17 protein-coding genes are annotated in these 19,426 nt (G+C 61.6%); 12 read left to right on the top strand and 5 right to left on the bottom strand.

Annotation, left to right across the window (positions count from 1 at the left end; translation table 11 throughout):
* Nucleotides 1-15: 15 nt before the first annotated feature.
* The 7 genes from RHM69_RS06090 (at nucleotide 16) to dctM (ending at nucleotide 7,889) form a co-directional block, all read left to right on the top strand.
* Nucleotides 16-1,179 (top strand): acyl-CoA dehydrogenase family protein, encoded by a 1,164-nt coding sequence (locus tag RHM69_RS06090; RefSeq protein WP_020301504.1) that lies wholly within the window; start codon nucleotides 16-18, stop codon nucleotides 1,177-1,179.
* Between the two features lie 10 nt (nucleotides 1,180-1,189).
* The gene (locus tag RHM69_RS06085; protein ID WP_103452314.1) at nucleotides 1,190-2,539 is read left to right on the top strand and encodes an MmgE/PrpD family protein; all 1,350 of its coding nucleotides are present in this window, start codon (nucleotides 1,190-1,192) and stop codon (nucleotides 2,537-2,539) included.
* Nucleotides 2,540-2,549: 10 nt separating this feature from the next.
* Nucleotides 2,550-3,743, top strand: coding sequence for a CaiB/BaiF CoA transferase family protein (locus RHM69_RS06080; protein WP_019820157.1), 1,194 nt, complete (start codon nucleotides 2,550-2,552; stop codon nucleotides 3,741-3,743).
* 14 nt (nucleotides 3,744-3,757) lie between these two features.
* Nucleotides 3,758-4,573: an HpcH/HpaI aldolase/citrate lyase family protein gene (locus RHM69_RS06075; RefSeq protein ID WP_200599194.1), complete on the top strand. Its 816-nt coding sequence runs from the start codon at nucleotides 3,758-3,760 to the stop codon at nucleotides 4,571-4,573.
* Between the two features lie 218 nt (nucleotides 4,574-4,791).
* Complete coding sequence (gene dctP, locus RHM69_RS06070; RefSeq protein WP_014718349.1) at nucleotides 4,792-5,775, top strand: C4-dicarboxylate TRAP substrate-binding protein DctP; 984 nt, start codon at nucleotides 4,792-4,794, stop codon at nucleotides 5,773-5,775.
* Nucleotides 5,776-5,976: 201 nt separating this feature from the next.
* Complete coding sequence (locus RHM69_RS06065; protein WP_019820154.1) at nucleotides 5,977-6,609, top strand: TRAP transporter small permease; 633 nt, start codon at nucleotides 5,977-5,979, stop codon at nucleotides 6,607-6,609.
* Nucleotides 6,609-7,889 carry a C4-dicarboxylate TRAP transporter large permease protein DctM gene (dctM, locus tag RHM69_RS06060; protein ID WP_014718351.1) on the top strand — a complete coding sequence of 427 codons (1,281 nt, stop codon included), beginning with the start codon at nucleotides 6,609-6,611 and terminating at the stop codon, nucleotides 7,887-7,889. Before RHM69_RS06065 ends, dctM begins: the two co-directional genes overlap by 1 nt.
* A 47-nt stretch (nucleotides 7,890-7,936) precedes the next feature.
* On the opposite strand, the gene RHM69_RS06055 is transcribed toward dctM, so the two are convergent.
* Nucleotides 7,937-9,571 carry a methyl-accepting chemotaxis protein gene (locus tag RHM69_RS06055; protein WP_019820153.1) on the bottom strand — a complete coding sequence of 545 codons (1,635 nt, stop codon included), beginning with the start codon at nucleotides 9,569-9,571 and terminating at the stop codon, nucleotides 7,937-7,939.
* A 226-nt stretch (nucleotides 9,572-9,797) separates the two neighbouring features.
* Here RHM69_RS06055 and RHM69_RS06050 point away from each other — a divergent pair, with 226 nt between their 5' ends.
* Both RHM69_RS06050 and RHM69_RS06045 read left to right on the top strand, forming a co-directional pair.
* Nucleotides 9,798-10,628 carry an undecaprenyl-diphosphate phosphatase gene (locus RHM69_RS06050; RefSeq protein WP_014718352.1) on the top strand — a complete coding sequence of 277 codons (831 nt, stop codon included), beginning with the start codon at nucleotides 9,798-9,800 and terminating at the stop codon, nucleotides 10,626-10,628.
* The gene (locus RHM69_RS06045) at nucleotides 10,625-11,008 is read left to right on the top strand and encodes a DUF1294 domain-containing protein (protein WP_014718353.1); all 384 of its coding nucleotides are present in this window, start codon (nucleotides 10,625-10,627) and stop codon (nucleotides 11,006-11,008) included. Before RHM69_RS06050 ends, RHM69_RS06045 begins: the two co-directional genes overlap by 4 nt.
* On the opposite strand, the gene RHM69_RS06040 is transcribed toward RHM69_RS06045, so the two are convergent.
* Nucleotides 10,997-11,353 carry an MmcQ/YjbR family DNA-binding protein gene (locus tag RHM69_RS06040; protein ID WP_054895937.1) on the bottom strand — a complete coding sequence of 119 codons (357 nt, stop codon included), beginning with the start codon at nucleotides 11,351-11,353 and terminating at the stop codon, nucleotides 10,997-10,999. The genes RHM69_RS06045 and RHM69_RS06040 overlap by 12 nt on opposite strands.
* Complete coding sequence (locus RHM69_RS06035) at nucleotides 11,350-12,258, bottom strand: LysR substrate-binding domain-containing protein (protein WP_014718355.1); 909 nt, start codon at nucleotides 12,256-12,258, stop codon at nucleotides 11,350-11,352. Before RHM69_RS06035 ends, RHM69_RS06040 begins: the two co-directional genes overlap by 4 nt.
* A gap of 125 nt (nucleotides 12,259-12,383) precedes the next feature.
* On the opposite strand from RHM69_RS06035, the gene RHM69_RS06030 reads away from it, so the two are divergent.
* Both RHM69_RS06030 and RHM69_RS06025 read left to right on the top strand, forming a co-directional pair.
* Complete coding sequence (locus RHM69_RS06030) at nucleotides 12,384-12,995, top strand: FMN-dependent NADH-azoreductase (protein WP_003191051.1); 612 nt, start codon at nucleotides 12,384-12,386, stop codon at nucleotides 12,993-12,995.
* A 191-nt stretch (nucleotides 12,996-13,186) separates the two neighbouring features.
* A complete protein-coding gene (locus tag RHM69_RS06025; RefSeq protein ID WP_032874017.1) occupies nucleotides 13,187-14,224 on the top strand; it encodes an alpha/beta hydrolase family protein in 1,038 nt (345 codons plus the stop codon).
* On the opposite strand, the gene RHM69_RS06020 is transcribed toward RHM69_RS06025, so the two are convergent.
* Nucleotides 14,218-15,390 (bottom strand): MFS transporter, encoded by a 1,173-nt coding sequence (locus tag RHM69_RS06020; RefSeq protein WP_019820141.1) that lies wholly within the window; start codon nucleotides 15,388-15,390, stop codon nucleotides 14,218-14,220. The genes RHM69_RS06025 and RHM69_RS06020 overlap by 7 nt on opposite strands.
* A gap of 816 nt (nucleotides 15,391-16,206) precedes the next feature.
* Between RHM69_RS06020 and ltrA the strand changes: the two genes are divergently transcribed.
* Nucleotides 16,207-17,628 (top strand): group II intron reverse transcriptase/maturase, encoded by a 1,422-nt coding sequence (gene ltrA / locus RHM69_RS06015; RefSeq protein ID WP_011805433.1) that lies wholly within the window; start codon nucleotides 16,207-16,209, stop codon nucleotides 17,626-17,628.
* A 101-nt stretch (nucleotides 17,629-17,729) separates the two neighbouring features.
* Here ltrA and RHM69_RS06010 read toward each other — a convergent pair whose 3' ends face one another.
* Nucleotides 17,730-19,316 (bottom strand): ABC-F family ATPase, encoded by a 1,587-nt coding sequence (locus RHM69_RS06010; RefSeq protein ID WP_003191057.1) that lies wholly within the window; start codon nucleotides 19,314-19,316, stop codon nucleotides 17,730-17,732.
* Nucleotides 19,317-19,426: the final 110 nt, after the last annotated feature.

Below are 19,426 nucleotides of genomic sequence, written 5' to 3'. Positions count from 1 at the left end.
GGCGGAGAGCCGTAAATGAATGCCCATGACAACGAAGAACTCAATGCGATCCGCGACGGCGTGCGCGCCTTGTGCGCCGAGTTCGATGCCGCTTACTGGCGCAAGATCGATGAAGAAAAAGGCTTCCCCGAAGCCTTCGTCAAGGCCCTGACCGATGCTGGCTGGCTGTCGGCAATGATCCCCGAGGAATACGGCGGTTCCGGCCTGGGCCTGGCCGAAGCCTCGGTGATCCTTGAGGAAGTCAACCGCTGCGGCGGCAACTCGGGCACCGTGCACGGCCAGATGTACAACATGTTCACCCTGCTGCGTCATGGCAGCGAGGCGCAAAAACGCTACTACCTGCCCAAGCTGGCCAGCGGTGAATTGCGCTTGCAGTCGATGGCCGTCACCGAACCCACTACCGGCACCGACACCACCAAGATCATGACCACGGCGATCAAGCGCGGCGACAAGTACGTGATCAACGGCCAGAAAGTCTGGATCTCACGGGTACAGCATTCCGACCTGATGATTCTGCTGGCACGCACCACGTCCTTGGCCGACGTAAAGAAAAAATCCGAAGGCATGTCGATCTTCCTGGTGGACCTGCGCCAGGCCATCGGTAACGGCCTGACCGTGCAGCCCATCGCCAATATGGTCAACCATGAGACCAACGAGCTGTTCTTCGACAACCTGGAGCTGCCCCTGGACAGCCTGATTGGCGAGGAGGGCAAGGGCTTCAAGTACATCCTTGATGGCCTGAATGCCGAGCGCACGCTGATTGCCGCCGAGTGCATCGGTGACGGCCGCTGGTTCATCGAAAAGGCCAGCGCCTATGCCCGCGACCGTGTGGTGTTTGGCCGGCCCATCGGGCAGAACCAGGGCGTGCAGTTCCCGATTGCCGAGGCGCATATCGAGATCGAAGCGGCCGACCTGATGCGCTGGCGTGCCTGTGAGGAATACGACAGCGGCAAGAACGCCGGGGCCAGTGCCAACATGGCCAAGTACCTGGCGGCCAAGGCGTCCTGGGAAGCGGCCAATGCCTGCCTGCAAACCCACGGCGGCTTCGGCTTTGCCTGCGAGTACGACGTGGAGCGCAAATTCCGCGAGACCCGCCTGTACCAGGTGGCGCCGATCTCCACCAACCTGATCCTGTCCTACGTGGCCGAGCATTTGCTCGAACTGCCACGCAGCTTCTGAGGGCCTGAGCATGAGCCCTACCCAAGCCCTTTGCCGGTTCCTGGCCGAGCTGACGTACTCACAATTGCCCGAGCCCGTGCTGGCGCGCACCGAAGAACTGTACCTGGATTGGCTCGCATCCGCCTTGGCCAGCCAAGGCGCGCACCCGATCCCCCTGTTTGAACGCTACGCGCAGAAGATGGGCCCGAGCAGCGGCCCGGCCCAGGTGATCGTCAACGGCACCGGCACCAGCGCGTATTTTGCCGCACTGGTCAACGCCGCTTCCTCACATCTGGTAGAGCAGGATGACCTGCACAACAGCTCCGTGCTGCACCCGGCCACCGTGGTGTTTCCCGCTGCATTGGCGGCTGCCCAGGACCTCGGCAAGTCTGGCCGTGAGCTGTTGCTGGCTTCTGTAGCCGGCTATGAGGCCGGGATTCGCATCGGTGAGTTCATGGGCCGCTCCCACTACCGCATCTTCCACACCACGGCCACGGTCGGCACCCTGGCGGCGGCGGTCGCGGTGGGCAAGTTGCTCGACTTCAACGAAGAACAATTCATCAACCTGCTCGGCAGCGCCGGCACCCAGGCTGCCGGGCTGTGGGAGTTTCTGCGCGATGCCGCCGACTCCAAGCAACTGCACACGGCCAAGGCGGCGGCGGACGGCTTGCTGGCGGCTTACCTTACGGCCGATGGGCTGACCGGCGCGCGCAATATCCTTGAAGGTGAGCAAGGTTTGGCGGCCGGTATGTCCAGTGATGCCCAACCGGGCAAATTGTCTTCCGAGCTAGGCAGCCGTTGGGCGCTGGTGGAAACCTCGTTCAAATTCCACGCCTCCTGTCGCCACACCCATCCTGCTGCCGATGCGCTGCTGGACGTGATGCAGCGTGAAGGCCTGAGCGCTGCGCAGATCTCCCAGGTGCAAACCCACGTGCACCAAGGCGCCATTGACGTACTCGGCCGAGTGACGGTGCCGACCACCGTGCACCAGGCCAAATTTTCCATGGGCACGGTGCTTGGGCTGATCGCTGTGCATGGCAAAGCCGGTTTGCCTGAATTCCATGAGCTGGCGTTGACCGATCCTGCGGTCGCGGCGTTTCGCGACAAGGTCTGCATGAGCCTGGACCCCGAAGTCGACAACGCCTACCCGCAACGCTGGCTGGGCCGCGTTACCGTCACCACCACCGATGGCCGCACGCTGCACGGTGCCATTGATGAACCCAAGGGCGACCCGGGCAACACCCTGAGCCGTGCCGAGCTGGCGGACAAGTTCCAGCGCCTGGCCGACTTCAGTGGCGCCCGCACCCCGGCCCAGGCCAACCGCCTGATCGAGCAGGTGTGGAACCTGCGAACTACCGAGTCCATGGCCCATTGGCTTTGAGGGATTTGTCATGACTGAACAACGACCGCTGGACGGCATCACCGTCGTCAGCCTGGAACACGCGATTGCCGCGCCGTTCTGTACGCGCCAACTGGCCGACCTCGGTGCCCGGGTCATCAAGGTAGAGCGCCCCGGCACCGGCGATTTCGCCCGTGGCTATGACGAGCGGGTGCGTGGCCTGGCGTCACATTTCGTCTGGACCAACCGCTCCAAGGAAAGCCTGACCCTGGACCTCAAGCAGGACGAGGCGGGCGCCATTCTGGATGCGCTGCTGGCCGATGCCGATGTGCTGGTGCAGAACCTTGCCCCCGGCGCGGCGGCGCGCATGGGCTTATCGTTCGAGGCGCTGCACGTACGTTTTCCACGCCTGATCGTCTGCGATATTTCCGGCTATGGCGAAGGCGGGCCCTACGAGAAAAAGAAAGCCTACGACCTGCTGATCCAGAGCGAGGGCGGCTTCCTCTCGGTGACCGGAGGCCCAGAAGAAGAACAGATGGCCAAGGCCGGTTGCTCCATCGCGGATATCTCCGCCGGCATGTACGCCTACAGCGGCATTCTGTCGGCGCTGCTGCTACGCGGCAAAACCGGCCAGGGCAGCCGCATCGATGTAAGCATGCTCGAAAGCCTGGTGGAGTGGATGGGCTACCCGATGTATTACGCCTTCGACGGCGCGGCGCCGCCACCGCGTGCGGGTGCCGCGCATTCGACGATTTACCCCTATGGGCCGTTTCCCACCGGGGGCGGCGGCACCGTGATGCTCGGCTTGCAGAACGAGCGCGAATGGGCGGCGTTCTGCGACAAAGTGCTGCTCACCCCGGCGCTGGCCATGGACGAACGCTTCAGCGCCAATTTCAAGCGCTCGGCCAACCGCGAGGTGCTGCGCCAGATCATCGTGGAGCGCTTTGCCCAACTGGGCGTCGAGGCGGTGATCCAGCGCCTGGAAGACGCGCAAATTGCCAGCGCCCGGGTCAACGATATGCAAGGCGTGTGGGACCACCCGCAACTCAAGGCCCGCGACAGCTGGCGCGACGTCGACAGCCCGGCGGGGCCGTTGCCGTCGCTGCTGCCACCGGCCCGTAACGCCGCGTTTACCCCGCGCATGGACGGCGTGCCAGCGCTGGGGCAACACAGCCAAGGCATCCTCGATCAGTTGGGTTACTCCGTTGAGGCCATTAACCACCTGCGCGAGCGCGGCGTTATCTAATCAGGAATCAAGTGATGCCAAAGCCTTTAGTACGTTCTGCGCTGTTTGTGCCGGGCAGCCGCCCGGAGCGGTTTGCCAAGGCCCTGGCCAGCGGCGCCGACGCAGTGATTGTGGATTTTGAAGACGCGGTGGAAGAACCGCTCAAACGTCAGGCCCGGGATAATCTGGGGGCATTCCTGTGCGCCCATCCCGAGGCCCAGGTGTGGGTGCGCATCAACGCGCCGCAACATGCCGAACATTTTGAGGACGTGGCCTTCTGCAAGGCCCATGCAAATGTCGCCGGGATATTGCTGCCCAAGGTCGAAAGCGCGGCCCAGGTGGCTGTGGTGGCCGCTACCGGCAAGGCTATCTGGCCGATTATCGAAAGCGCACGCGGTTTGCTGGCACTGGCGCAGATTGCCCAGGCGCCCCAGGTAGAGCGCCTGTCGTTCGGTGGCTTGGACCTGGCGCTGGACCTGAACCTGAGCAGTCACTCCCGCGCGGCCGAATTGGCCCTCGATCAGGCGCGCCTGGCGCTGATCGTGCATTCGCGCGCGGCGGGCCTGGCGGCGCCGCTGGACGGCGTGCACCCGGCCATCGACGACCCCGAAGGCCTGCACCGCTCGATCCGGCACGCTTATGAAATGGGCTTTGCCGGGGCATTGTGCATTCACCCCAAGCAAGTCGCGGTGATCCATGCCGCGCTGGCGCCGAGCGCTGAAGAGCTGGCCTGGGCCAGGCGGGTGGTGGAGGCGGGTGCTGATGGGGCAGGGGCTTATCAGATTGATGGGCAGATGGTGGATGCGCCGGTACTGCTGCGCGCGCAACGGCTGCTGGCCGCGCAACTGTAACTGACAAAACCGGGAACGAAGTGTGGGAGCTGGCTTGCCTGCGATAGCGGCAGAACAGTCAATGTCTGTGTTGCCTGACACACCGCTATCGCAGGCAAGCCAGCTCCCACAGTGGGCGCGTTCGGCCAGGCCGAACGCAGGTATCTAAAATTCGAAATTCACGACACGCGTTACATCAGGCACCTTGCCTTAAACACAACAATAAGAAGGTGATTCCCATGCTCAAGCTTTCCCGGGCGCTGCTGTGCGCCGCCACCTTGTTTACCGCTGGCCTGGCCCAGGCGGCAGACCCGATTGTGATCAAGTTCGCCCACGTGGTCGCCGAAAACACCCCCAAAGGCCAGGGCGCGCTGCTGTTCAAAAAACTTGCTGAAGAGCGCCTGCCCGGCAAGGTCAAGGTTGAGGTGTACCCGAACTCGTCGCTGTTTGGCGATGGCAAGGAAATGGAAGCATTGCTGTTGGGTGACGTGCAAATGCTGGCGCCGTCCCTGGCCAAATTCGAGCACTACACCAAGCAAGTGCAGATCTACGACCTGCCGTTCCTGTTCAACGACCTGGCCGCCGTCGACCGTTTCCAGGCCGCTCAGGGCAAGCAACTGCTGACCTCGATGCAGGATAAGAACATCCTCGGCCTGGCCTATTGGCACAACGGCCTCAAGCAACTCTCCGCCAACAAGGCCCTGCATGAACCCAAGGACGCCCGTGGCCTGAAGTTCCGCGTGCAGGCTTCCAGTGTGCTCGAAGAACAGTTCAAGGCGATCCGCGCCAACCCGCGCAAGATGAGCTTTGCCGAGGTTTACCAGGGCCTGCAGACCGGTACCGTGAATGGCACCGAGAACACCTGGTCGAACTATGAAAGCCAGAAGGTCAATGAAGTGCAGAAGTACTTCACCGAGTCCAACCATGGCCTGATCGACTACATGGTGATCACCAACGCGAAGTTCTGGAATGGCCTGGCGCCGGATGTGCGCAGCACCCTGGAGCAGATCATGGCCGAGGTCACCGTGGAGGTGAACAAGCAGGCCGAAGCGCTGAACCAGTCGGCCAAGCAGAAGATCGTCGACGCCAAGACCAGCGAAATCATCGAACTGACCCCCGAGCAACGTGCGCTGTGGCGCGAAGCCATGCGCCCGGTGTGGCAGAAGTTCGAGGGCGAGATTGGGGCTGACCTGATCAAGGCGGCGGACGCTTCCAACCAGTAATCCTCTGTGGGAGCGGGCTTGCCCGCGACTGATCGTTCCCACGCTCCGCGTGGTAATGCATCCCGTGACGCTCCGCGTCGCCTTACGCACGGCGTGATACAGGACGTGGAACGTCCGGGGCGGCATTACCACGCGGAGCGTGGGAACGATCTAGCAGGTTGACCTGGCTTTTTACCTATCTCTGCCACGCGAGGTTTTGCCATGCAAACGCTAAGGCGCGTCTGGGAGCACCTGGAGGAAGGCTTCATTGCTTTCCTGCTGGCCGCCATGACCCTGGTGACATTCGTCTACGTCATGCTCAACAACGTCTACACCCTGTTTTTTGCCCTGGCCGACAAATGGGCCTGGAGCAGCGCCTTCTTCAATGCCCTGGGCGACGGCACCATGGCCTGGGCCCAAGAGATGACCTGGAGTGTGGCGCTGACCAAGGCCATGTTCGGCTGGTTGATTTTCTTCGGCATTTCCTACGGGGTGCGCACCGCTGGCCACCTGGGCGTGGACGCGCTGGTGCGGCTGACCCGGCGCCCGGTGCAACGCCTGCTCGGCATGCTCGCCTGCCTGTGCTGCCTGGCCTATGCCGGGCTGTTCATGGTGGCCAGCTACAAGTGGGTGAGTGCGGTGATGACCGCGCATATTGGCGCCGAAGACCTCGACCAGTTCGGAATCGATGTCGGCGACATCGTGGTGATCGTGCCCATTGGCTTTGCCTTGGTCTTGATCCGCTACCTGGAAATTTTCTACCGCATCTTTACCCACCGCCAGGTCGGGTTGGGCCTGGCCGACGAGGCCGGCGAGGCCAGCAAGTTGGCCGGCAGCCATGAGGAGCGTCACTGATGGCCGTGCTCTGTCTGTTTCTCCTGTTGTTCGTGTTCATGTTTCTGGGCGTGCCAATTGCGATTGCCCTGGGGTTGTCCGGTGCGGTGTCGATCCTGATGTTCAGCCAGGACTCTGTGAGTTCCCTGGCGATCAAACTGTTTGAAACCAGCGACGCCTATACCTTTCTGGCGATTCCGTTTTTTCTGTTATCCGGCGCCTTCATGACCACCGGCGGCGTGGCCCAGCGGCTGATCGACTTTGCCAACGCCTGTGTCGGGCATATCCGCGGTGGCCTGGCGATTGCGGCGGTGCTGGCGTGCATGCTGTTTGCGGCGCTGTCCGGCTCATCACCGGCCACGGTGGCAGCGGTGGGCTCGATTGCCGTGGCGGGCATGGTGCGTTCCGGTTACCCCAAGGAGTTTGGGGCGGGCATCATCTGCAACGCCGGGACCTTGGGCATTCTGATTCCGCCGTCGATCGTGATGGTGGTGTATTCGGCGGCGACCGAAACCTCAGTAGGCAAATTGTTCATGGCCGGGGTGATTCCGGGCTTGCTGCTGGGCCTGATGTTGATGGTCGCGATCTACATCGTCGCCCGTATCAAGAAGCTGCCGGCGCAACCCCGGGCGACATTCCGTGAGTGGCTGAGTTGTGCACGCCGAGCGTTCTGGGGGCTGTTGCTGCTGGTGATCATCCTCGGCGGCATTTACAGCGGCATGTTCACCCCGACCGAAGCGGCGGCAGTGGCAGCCGTGTATTCAGCATTCGTCGCGCTGTTCGTCTACAAGGACATGAAGCTGCGCGACTGCCCCAAGGTGCTGCTGGAGTCGGGGCGCTTGTCGATCATGCTGATGTTCATCATCGCCAACGCCATGCTGTTTGCCCACGTGCTGACCACCGAACAGATCCCCCAGCAAATTACCGCGTGGGTAATCTCGGAAGGGCTGACGCCGATTGGCTTTTTGATCATGGTCAACGTGGTGCTGCTGATTGCCGGCAGCTTTATGGAGCCTTCGGCCATTGTGCTGATCCTGGCGCCGATCTTTTTCCCGATTGCGATGAAGCTCGGGATTGACCCGATTCATCTGGGGATTGTGATGGTGGTGAACATGGAAATCGGCCTGGTGCACCCGCCGGTGGGGCTGAACCTGTTCGTGACCTCGGCGGTGACGGGGCTGACTCTAGGGCAGACCATTCGCGCCGCGATGCCGTGGCTGATGATTCTGTTGGTGTTCCTGATCATGGTCACCTACCTGCCGTTCATTTCCCTCGCGCTGCCGCAGTGGCTGGGGATGTGAGGCCGCTAGACGGTGGGAGAGGGCAGCCCTCCCACCGCTGAGGGATGTCAGACCTTGAACTGACGCAAAAGCCCATCAAGCTGTTCACTCAAGCCACGCAACTGTGCACTCGCCACGCTCGATTGCTCCGCTGCCAGCGCGGTGCTGTGGGACAGCCCGGCCGCTTGGGTGACGTTCTGGTTGATGTCTTCCACCACGTGGGCCTGTTGCAGGGTGGCGCTGGCAATCGAGGCGTTCAGGCCGTTGAGGTTGTGCAGCGCCTGGCCGATGGCGGTGAGGCTTGCGCCCGCCTGGCCGGCTTGTTCAATGGTCAGTTGCGAGGCGCTGTGGCTGTCGCTGATGACCTTGACCGCCGCTTCGGAGTGGCCTTGCAGGCGCTCGATCATCACCTGGATCTCGGCGGTGGATTTCTGCGTGCGCTGGGCCAGCAGGCGCACCTCATCGGCGACCACCGCAAACCCGCGGCCTTGCTCGCCCGCACGGGCGGCTTCGATGGCGGCGTTGAGGGCGAGCAGGTTGGTCTGGTCGGCGATGGAGCGGATCACCTCCAGTACCCCGCCGATCTGCGTGCTCTCGCTGGAGAGCGTGCGGATCACCTCCACGGCCTGGCTGATAGTGGTGGAGAGCTGGTCGATCTGCTGCAAGCTGCCGTCGATATTGACCTGGCCCTGCTGTGCCTGGGCCTGTGCATCGCGCATTTCGCTGGCGGCGTGCTCGGCATTCTTGGCCACGTCCTGCACGCCGTAGGTGACTTCGTTGATGGCGGTGGCCACCAGTTCCATCTGCTGGGACTGCTGCTGGCTGCGGTCGTGGGCCTGGCTGGCGTTGTGGCCCAGCTCGCTGGACGACTGGCCCAGGGCGTTTGCGCACACCTGCAACTGGCCGACCACCTGGCGCAGCTTGGCGGTGAAGCTATTGAAGTGCTGGGCCAGTTGCGTCAATTCGTCACGGCCGTGGGTATCGAGGCTGTGGGTCAGGTCACTTTCGCCACTGGCAATATTGCCCATGGCATTCACCGCGGCCTGCAACGGCTGCACGATGCTGCGGGCAATCAGCACCACCAGCACGGCCATCATCAGCGCAATGCCCAGGCCAATGGCCGAGGCTTTCCACACCTGGCCCCTGAATTCGGCCTGCACATCGTCCACGTAGACCCCCGAGCCGATAATCCAGCCCCAGGGTTCGAACAGTTGGATGTACGAGGTTTTCTCTACCGGCGCTTCGGCGCCGGGCTTCGGCCAGCGGTAGTTGACGATGCCGGCGCCCTTGGCCTTGGCCAGGCTCACGAATTCGTTGAACACGGCGAAACCGTCCGGGTCGCGAATCGCCGAAAGGTTCTGGCCGTCGAGCTTGGGGTTGGCCGCGTGCATGATCATCACGGGGGTGAGGTCGTTGATCCAGAAGTAGTCATCGTGGTCATAACGCAGCCCGCGCACCGCGCTCAGGGCCTGTTGTTGCGCGGCGTCGCGAGTCAGTACGCCGGTTTTTTCCAGGCTCTGGTAATAGCTGAGTACGCCACTGGCGGTCTGCACCACGTGCTGGGTCTGCTGGCGCTTGGCCTGGTAGAGGTCGCCGTGGATCTGGTTGAGCATTAACAGCCCCAAGGCCAGCAGCATCAACACGGCGACTATCAGGATCAGCCAAAGGCGGCGGCTGATCGACATGCTGCGCAAACTGTTCATCGTCCTGTCACTCCCTGCTCTTTATAATTGTGGTGCTGCTTCGAGATTTCCGGCGTGTCTGATAGGCTTTCGGCCCGGAATCGAAAAACCTGAGTACTGCCTGATTTTTCACGGAATTTTTGCAGACCGGCGTTGAGAATCAACTGCGGGCGCTTGTGTGCGCTCGTCGTCAGTGAACTTAAAAAAGACTAAGAGGCATGCCACGCGCATGACCTTTGGAGACAGCATGGATTTTTGGACCGCCATACAGGCATTGATTCTCGGCATCGTCGAGGGGCTTACGGAGTTCTTGCCGATCTCCAGCACTGGCCACCAGATCATCGTCGCCGACCTGATCAATTTTGGCGGCGAGCGTTTCGAAGCCTTCAACATCATCATCCAGCTGGGCGCGATCCTGGCGGTAGTCTGGGAGTTTCGGCGCAAGATCTTTGACGTGGTCATCGGCCTGCCGACCCAGCCCAAGGCCCGGCGCTTTACCGTCAACCTGATCATCGCCGTGTTGCCGGCGGTGGTATTGGGGGTGATTTTTGCCGACCTGATCAAGCACTACCTGTTTAACCCGATCACTGTAGCGACTGCCCTGGTAGTGGGTGGCGTGATCATGTTGTGGGCCGAGCGCCGCCAACATGCAGTGCGGGCTGAAACCGTCGACGACATCACCTGGAAAGACGCCCTCAAGGTCGGCCTGGCCCAGTGCCTGGCGATGATCCCGGGCACTTCGCGCTCCGGTGCAACGATCATCGGCGGCCTGTTGTTCGGCCTGTCGCGCAAGACGGCCACCGAATTTTCATTCTTCCTGGCCATGCCGACCATGGTTGGGGCGGCGGTGTACTCGGGTTACAAGTACCGCGATCTGTTCCAGCCGGCGGATTTTCCAGTGTTCGCCATTGGTTTTGTCACCTCGTTCATCTTCGCGATGATTGCGGTCAAGGGCTTGCTCAAATTCATCGCCAGCCACAGCTACGCGGTGTTTGCCTGGTACCGGATTGCCTTTGGCCTGGTCATCCTGGCGACCTGGCAGTTCGGCTGGATCGACTGGACTGCGGTCAAGCCATGACTATCCAACACCCACGCCTGAAGGCGCTGATCTTTGTACTGCTGTGTGCCGCGCCGCTGCTGGGCTCGGCCTTGCTGTGGTATCGCGGCGAAACGGCGATTCCGTTGATGGCCTACGGCGTGGTCAGTGTGGTGGCGTTCTTTCTTTATTGGAGCGACAAGCGCAAGGCGCAGACCGAAGGCTGGCGCACCCCGGAAAACATCCTGCATGCGGTGGAGCTGGCGGGCGGTTGGCCGGGGGCGTTGATTGCCCAGCAGGTGTTCCGGCACAAGACGCGCAAGGTGTCTTACCAGGTGCTGTTCTGGGTAATTGTGCTGTTGCACCAGGTGTTCTGGCTGGACCAGCTGTTTCTTGGCGGCACCTTGCTGTCAATCCTCTAGCCGCAAGCCAATCTGTGTGCGCTTGGGCAGCTTGCTCACCACCAACTGGTGGGAGCGCTGCAACAAGCCACGCAGTTCCTCTGCGCCCAAAGGGTAGGGCGTGTTCATGATGACCCACTGCGCCCTCGCCAGGTAAGGCGCCGGGTGAATGCCCGGGCGGTCGACGTGACCCAGGAACAGTTCTTTGTCGACCTTGAAGGCCAGCGACTCACCGCGCAGGTTCTGCAAGGCGAACATCTTGTTGCCAGCAACCGAGAACACCCGCACGCCGCCCCATTTATAGTCTTCCCGTGCGCCTGGCAGGCTCAGGCAAAAACGTGCGACTTGTTCTTCCGTCATGCTCATAACAGCCGATCTCCACAGCCTTTGAAGCCTTCTTCCAGGTAGTCGATCCAGGCCCGGATGGCCGGCAGCACGCCGCGCCGGTGCGGGTAGACCGCTTGCAGCCAGCCGCCTGGTAATGACCATTGCGGCAGCAGTTGCACCAGGCGGCCGCTGGCCAGTTCTTCTTCGCAGTACATCATTGGCAGCACCGTAAAACCCACGCCCATCATTGCGCTGGCCTTGCGCACGATAAAGTCTTCGATGCCCAGGCGCGCCTCCATCACTAGCTCGTGCATGTTGCCCTGGGGGTCGATGATGCGTTGGTGCACCATTCGGTCCGCCTCGAGTGCGCCAAGGATTGGCAACTGCTTGAGGTCTTCCAGGGTTTCGACCCGCCGCTCACGCATGAAAACGGGGCTGGCCACCAGCACGGTATGCGCCTGGCGCAGGCGTTTGGTGACCAGTAACGGGTCTTCGTCGCCCAGTTCGCGTACGCGCAGCGCTACATCAATGCCTTCGGCTACCAGGTCGACGCGGCGATTCACCAGGGTCATGTCCAACTGCACCAACGGGTGCGCGGCCAGAAAACCGGCTACCAGCTCTGGCAGAATCTGCTGGGCCAGCCCCACCGGGCAACTGACCCGCAAGCGCCCCCGTGGCTCGCTGGACATGCTGGCCACGGCCTCGTCGGCCATTTCCGCCTCCAACAGCATGGCCTGGCAGTGGCGCAAGTAGCGCTCGCCCACGGCGGTGAGCGTCAGTTGTCGGGTAGTGCGTTGCAGCAGGCGTGCACCCAGGCGGTCTTCCAGCTCGGCAATGCGCCGCGACAGCCTGGATTTGGGAATGCCGAGTAGCCGGCCAGCCGCAGCAAAACCGCCGGCTTCGACGACTTTGGCGAAATAGTAGAGGTCGTTGAGGTCTTGCATGGTGGGCCTATTGTCCTGTCAGTGGGACAAACTATCGCATTTCAGGTGGCTTATCGACCATTGGTTTCATGCGTAGCATCACTACCATCTGATCGCCACTGTCGATCCCACCTCGGAGATCCATCATGAAACTGTTGCACATCGATTCCAGCATCCTCGGCGACAACTCGGCCTCCCGCCAGCTCAGCGCGGGTGTGGTCAAGGCATGGCAAGCCGCCCAACCGGGCGTGGAAGTGACTTACCGTGACCTCGCCAGCGAAGGCATCAACCATTTCTCCGGCGCTACCCTGGGCGCCTTGGGCACTGCCGCTGAACTGCGTGATGCGGCGCAAAAGCACGAGGCTGAACTGAGTGCATCGTCCCTGGCTGAGTTCCTCGCCGCCGATGCCGTGGTCGTCGGTGCGCCGATGTACAACTTCACCATCCCCACCCAGTTGAAAGCCTGGATCGACCGCATCGCGGTGGCCGGCCAGACCTTCCGCTACACCGAAGCCGGCCCTGAAGGCCTGTGCGGCAACAAGAAAGTCATTATTGTTTCCACCGCCGGTGGCCTGCATGCCGACCAGGCCTCGGGCGCTGCTCACGAAGGCTACTTGAAGCTGCTGTTCGGTTTCCTCGGCATCACCGACATCGAGATCGTGCGCGCTGAAGGCCTGGCCTACGGTGACGAAGTGCGCAGCAAAGCCATGAGCGACGCCAACGTGCGCATCAACGAGCAACTGTTCGCCGCTGCGTAAGGCTTATGTAAATGTGCCCTGTCCTCGGTTTCATTCTGAAACCGAGCGCCTAAACTCTGTATTCTGATCGCCTGAACGCGAGCGGAGTACGGAGTTTTTTCGTTGTGGCCCAGGTTATGCAGACATCCATTCGATACCCTGGACTTTTTATTCGACAGGCCGGTTCTTATGCAGCAAAGGTGGACATCCCCATGATGCGTCTTTGTGCTGTTTTGGTTCTTTCGCTGTTGGGCGGCGTGGTTTCAGTGCACGCCGCACCGGCACCGCACCCCCATTGGAGTGTGGGGTTTCATCGCATGAGTTTTCTCGACCCGCTGGATGCGCAGCCGATGAAAGCCATCGCCTTCTATCCCTCTACCGATGCCGAGCGCACTACCGCGCTGGGCGCCTACCATGTGGCGGCCAGCGAAGATGCCAAGGTGGCGATCGGGCGTTTTCCGATGTTGATGTTGTCCCACGGCAATACCGGCACGCCGCTGGCCCTGCATGACCTGGCCACCGCCTTGGCGCGCAAGGGGTTTGTGGTGGTGGCGGTTCTGCATCCTGGCGACAACTATAAGGACCACAGCCGCCTGGGCACCGTGAGTAATCTGTATGGCCGGCCGATCCAGATCTCCCAGGCGATCACCGCCGCCTTGGCCGAGCCGATGCTGTCGCCCTTTGTGGATATTGATCAGATCGGCGTCATCGGTTATTCAGCCGGTGGCGAAACGGCATTGATCCTGGCGGGCGCCAAGCCGGATTTCGAACGCCTGCGCCGCTACTGCCAAGAGCGCCCCGAAGACCGCGACGCGTGCACCACCAAGGGCGAGTTGGTGGTCGATCGCGACGACTTGCAACCCCAGGCTGACCCGCGTATCCATGCTTTGATGCTGATGGCGCCGCTGAGCTTGATGTTCGGCCGCCACACTCTGGCGGATGTGCATGTGCCGGTGCTGCTCTACAGTGGCGATGGCGACCAGTTGGTGGCAGTGGACAAAAACGCCGCCGCCCTGGCGCGCAAACTGCCAGAGCCGCCGGACTTCAAGCTGTTGGCCGGGGCAGGGCACTTTGTATTCATGGCCCCGTGCGACAGTGATCAGCTGGCGACAATGCCAGGCATCTGCACCGATGCCGATGGTGTCGACCGTGAAGGGATTCACCGCGATATGGTCTCCGAGGCCGGGCGCTTTTTCAGTCGCACCCTCGGTGAGGCAACGCGTGCCGGCCTGCAGACGGCTGATCAGTAGGCGCGGCGCCTGAGCAGTACGGTCAGGCCGAGCGCGCTGACCGACAGCAACGCGGCGCAGAAGAATATCCAGCCGTAGCCAAGATTCAACGCCACGGCGCCCATCAACGGCCCGGCAATCGCCAGGGCCAGGTCGAAAAACACCGCATATGCGCTCAGCCCCGCGCCGCGGCTGCTGTCCGGCACTTGCTTGATGGCTTCCACGCCAAGCGCCGGGTAAACCAGCGACAAACCAAAACCGGTCAACCCGGCGCCGATCAACGCCACGCCGGTAGACGGTGCCAGCCACAACAGCGTCAGGCCCAGGGTTTCAATGAGCATGCAGGCGATGGCGGCGGTGAACCCGCCAAACCGGCTGATGGCTGAGATAAACACCAGGCGCGAGAGAATAAAGCACACACCAAATACCGTCAGGCAATACGCCGCACCGGCCCAGCCACGATTCAGGTAATACAGGGTGATAAAGGTCGTCAGCGTGCCGTAGCCAATCGAGGCCAGGCACAGGCTGGCGCCGAACGGCGCGATACGTCCAAACACAGCCCAGAACGGCAGCCGTTCGCCGCGTACCACCGGCACCGAGGGTTTATTACGGATCAGCACCAGGCCCAACGCCGCCAGCACCGCCAGTGCAAGGCCGAGGCTGGCGTAGCCATAATCAGCCACCATCACCACGCCAAGTGGCGCACCAATGGCAATGGCGCCATAGGAGGCGATGCCATTCCAGGAAATCGAGCGTGCGGTGTGTTCGGCGCCCACTGCGCCCATGCACCAACTGATGGTCCCCACGCCAATCAGGCCCTGGGCCACCCCGAGCAACAGGCGACCGGCGATCAGAATACCCAGGCTCAAGCTCGGCAGGCTGTCCAGCAGCGTGGCGATAAAGGTCAGCACACCGCTGATCAGAATACCGGCCAGGCCCAGCACGATCGCGCGTTTGGTGCCGACGTTATCCGACATTCGCCCGGCCATCGGGCGGCTGAGCAGCGTGGCGAGGTACTGCGAACCGATGGTCACCCCGGCCACCACGGCGCTGAAGCCCAGTTGCTCGTGCACATAGCCTGGAATCACCGCTATCGGCAGGCCGATGCAGATAAAGGCTATGAAGGTGTAGAACACGATGGAAACGATCTGCAGGGTGATCGACAGGGAGGAGGGGGCGGCAGGCATGAATACTCAATCGCTGGCGGGCGGTGAAGCATCATGGCATATCCCGCACGACTGTAGGAGCGAGGGGACGCCTACAAAGGCCCCTGGGGGAGCGCGCTTGCCCGCGAAGGTGGTGTGTCAGTCACTGAATCTGTAGCTGAACTACCGCTATCGCAGGCAAGCCAGCTCCCACACGGGTTATGTATTGCCTATAAAATCAGCGCCTGGCACCGATTCCCTGTGGGAGCGGGCTTGCCCGCGAAGGCTGCCTGTCAGTCACTGCATCTTTAACTGAACCACCGCTATCGCAGGCAAGCCAGCTCCCACACTGGTTATGCATGGCCCATAAAATCAGCGCCCGGCACAGTGCGGATGCAAAAAGCCCTGTCACAGGGACAGGGCTTTTTTTGGTGCGCCAGGCATGGCGCGTTGCGCGCAAGCGCAACCAGCTTGGCTGTGGTGGCCACGCTGGTGACTGGGAGGTGAAAGTCCTCTACACACCCGGCAAGGGGAAGTGTTAGCCAGAGGCAAGGGTGTCGCGGGTGACTGCGAATCTGAAGGAAGCCCGAGGCAAAATGCTGGCCTGACGAACAGGAAGCGGATAGAGGCGGCGCAGCGGGGTAAGAAGGCCAAAATCTTCAAAGCCCAATACTTGCACGGAACGCTGTGACGTAGATCCGACAGGCATAAGCAGGAAGGTCGCGCGAATTACCCTGGGAGATCTGCACGTTTGCCAGTGTGCTACCGAGCGTCGAGAGGCGATGGGATGAGCGTGCAGAAGTCAGCCGAAGCCGTAGTAAGTGGCGAATAACCGCGCCACCAAGGGCCGAACAGGTTATGCCGCCAGTAGGCGTCAGAGTCTCGTTGAATACCGAAATGCAGAAATTTCTCCAAGAGAAGACTGTGACTCCGAGTCCCGGACAGAATCCGAGGATGACGGCTGACAGCGCAAAGGTATCGACGGCATCTGTGACGTGGACGAACGCGGAGCCGGACACGCTGATGGCGCGGGTGCTTGCACCGGCCAACCTCAGACGTGCGTATCAGCGCGTGGTCAGCAACAAGGGCGCGCCGGGTGCCGATGGCATGACGGTCGACGACTTGGCGGACTACGTGAATCAGTATTGGCCGATCCTCCAGAGGAGGTTGCTGGCCGGCGAATACCACCCGCAAGGTGTACGCGCCGTCGACATCCCCAAACCCAAAGGCGGCACCCGACAACTGGGCATTCCCTGCGTCGTGGATCGCCTGATCCAACAGGCACTGCTGCAACAGCTCACGCCGATCTTCGACCCGCTGTTTTCGGATTACAGCTACGGCTTCCGTCCGGGCAGAAGCGCCCACCAAGCCATCGAGACAGCCCGCGCCCATGTGGCGGCAGGGCATCGCTGGTGCGTGGAACTCGATCTTGAGAAATTCTTTGACCGGGTCAACCACGATCTCCTGATGGCGTACGTGGCGCGCCAAATCGTAGATAAACGCGTGCTCAGACTGATCCGGCGGTACCTCCAAGCCGGTGAGATGTCGGGTGGGATCGCCAGCCGACGGCAGGAAGGGACGCCGCAAGGCGGCCCGCTCTCGCCGTTGCTGTCGAACATCCTGCTCAACGAACTCGACCGCGAGCTGGAACGGCGGGGTCATCGCTTCGTGCGTTATGCCGACGATGCGAACATCTATGTGCGCAGCCCTCGTGCTGGCGAACGAGTGATGGCCAGTGTTGAGCGCTTCCTGAATCAGCGCCTGAAACTAACGCTGAATCGGGATAAGAGCCGAGTAGCCGGGTCTTGGATGTGTGATTACTTGGGTTACGGGATGAGCTGGCATCAGCAACCGAGACTGAGAGTGGCGACGATGAGCCTGGGTCGCTTGCGCGACCGGCTCAGAGAGCTGCTACGTAAAGCGCGGGGCCACAAGGTGGCGACTGTCATCGAGCGGATAAACCCCGTGCTGCGCGGATGGGCGGGCTACTTCAAGCTGAGCCAGAGCAGACGGCCACTTGAGGAATTGGACGGCTGGGTGCGTCACAAGCTTCGCTGTATCGTCTGGCGTCAATGGAAGCGGCCCTCTACGAGGGCGCGCAACTTGATACGCTTGGGACTTAATGCGGCGCGGGCGTGGAAATCGGCAGTCAATGGCCGAGGCCCATGGTGGAACTCGGGAGCGCCCCATATGAATCAGGCGTTGCCGAAGAAGCTGTGGGACCGCCTCGGGCTGGTCTCGATACTGGATACGATAAACCGACTTAACCGTATAACCTGAACCGCCGTATACGGAACCGTACGTACGGTGGTGTGAGAGGACGGCGGATGTGAATCCGCCTCCTACTCGATCAGCTTGTAGCTTGCAGCTCAGTGCTGCTCTTAGAACACCACACCCTGGCTACGCAGGTAGTCGTCATAGGTGCCGCTGAAGTCGATCACGCCGCTAGGGCTCAACTCGATAATGCGGGTGGCCAGGGACGATACGAACTCACGGTCGTGGCTGACGAAGATCAGCGTGCCCGGGTAGTTCTCCAGCGCCAGGTTCAGCGCTTCGATGGATTCCATGTCCAGGTGGTTGGTCGGTTCGTCCATGATCAACACGTTCGGCTTTTGCAGGATCAGCTTGCCGAACAGCATGCGACCTTGTTCACCACCGGAGATCACTTTGACCGACTTCTGGATCTCGTCGTTGGAGAACAACATGCGGCCCAGGGTGCCGCGAATCATTTGCTCGCCTTGGGTCCATTGGCCCATCCAGTCGAACAGGCTCACGTCGTCTTCGAAGTCGTGGGCGTGGTCCTGGGCGTAGTAGCCCAGCTCGGCGGCGTCGGTCCACTTGATGCTACCGGCGTCCGGGGTCAGTTCGTTGACCAGGGTGCGCAGCAGGGTGGTCTTGCCGATACCGTTGGGGCCGATGATCGCCACGCGCTCGCCGGCTTCAACCTGGAAGCTGAAGTCCTTGAACAACGGCTTGCCGTCGAAACCTTTGGCCATTTTTTCGACCATGACCGCCTGGCGGTGCAGCTTTTTGTTCTGCTCGAAACGGATGAACGGGCTCACACGGCTCGACGGCTTGACTTCGGCCAGCTGGATCTTGTCGATCGCCTTGGCACGGGAGGTCGCCTGCTTGGCTTTCGAGGCGTTGGCCGAGAAGCGGCTGACGAAGGATTGCAGTTCGGAAATCTGCGCTTTCTTCTTGGCGTTGTCCGACAGCAATTGCTCGCGGGACTGGGTCGCCACGGTCATGTACTCGTCGTAGTTGCCCGGGAACAGGCGCAGCTCGCCGTAGTCCAGGTCAGCCATGTGGGTGCATACGCTGTTCAGGAAGTGACGGTCGTGAGAGATGATGATCATCAGGCTGGAGCGCTGGGTCAGGATGTTTTCCAGCCAGCGGATGGTGTTGATGTCCAAGTGGTTGGTCGGTTCGTCGAGCAACAGCACTTCCGGGTCGGAGAACAGCGCCTGGGCCAGCAGTACGCGCAGCTTCCAGCCTGGGGACACTTCGCTCATCGGGCCGAAATGCTGTTCCAGGGGAATACCCAGGCCCAGCAGCAGCTCGCCGGCGCGGGATTCGGCGGTGTAGCCGTCCATCTCGGCGAACTCGGTTTCCAGCTCGGCCACGGCCATGCCATCTTCTTCGCTCATTTCCGGCAGCGAGTAGATGCGGTCGCGCTCGGCCTTGACCTTCCACAGCTCCTCGTGGCCCATGATCACGGTGTCGAGCACGGTGAATTCTTCGTAGGCGAACTGGTCCTGGCGCAGTTTACCCAGGCGCACATTCGGCTCGAGCATGACCTGCCCGCCGGACGGGTCGAGGTCGCCACCGAGGATTTTCATGAAGGTCGACTTGCCGCAACCGTTGGCACCGATCAAACCATAGCGGTTGCCGGCGCCGAACTTGACCGAGACGTTCTCGAAGAGCGGCTTGGCGCCGAACTGCATGGTGATGTTAGCTGTGGAGATCAATTACTTTACCTATCAATGGGTTGCGAGCGTGACGGCAGGTGCCTTCAGGCATGCGTCAACAGCGACATCAAGGCGCGAAACCCGGTCGCTGAACACAAAATTTGGAATGT

Origin of the sequence: Pseudomonas sp. CCI1.1, assembly GCF_034348165.1 — a bacterium.
Lineage (GTDB): Bacteria > Pseudomonadota > Gammaproteobacteria > Pseudomonadales > Pseudomonadaceae > Aquipseudomonas > Aquipseudomonas paracarnis.
This window is presented reverse-complemented; position numbering and strand designations above follow the sequence as displayed.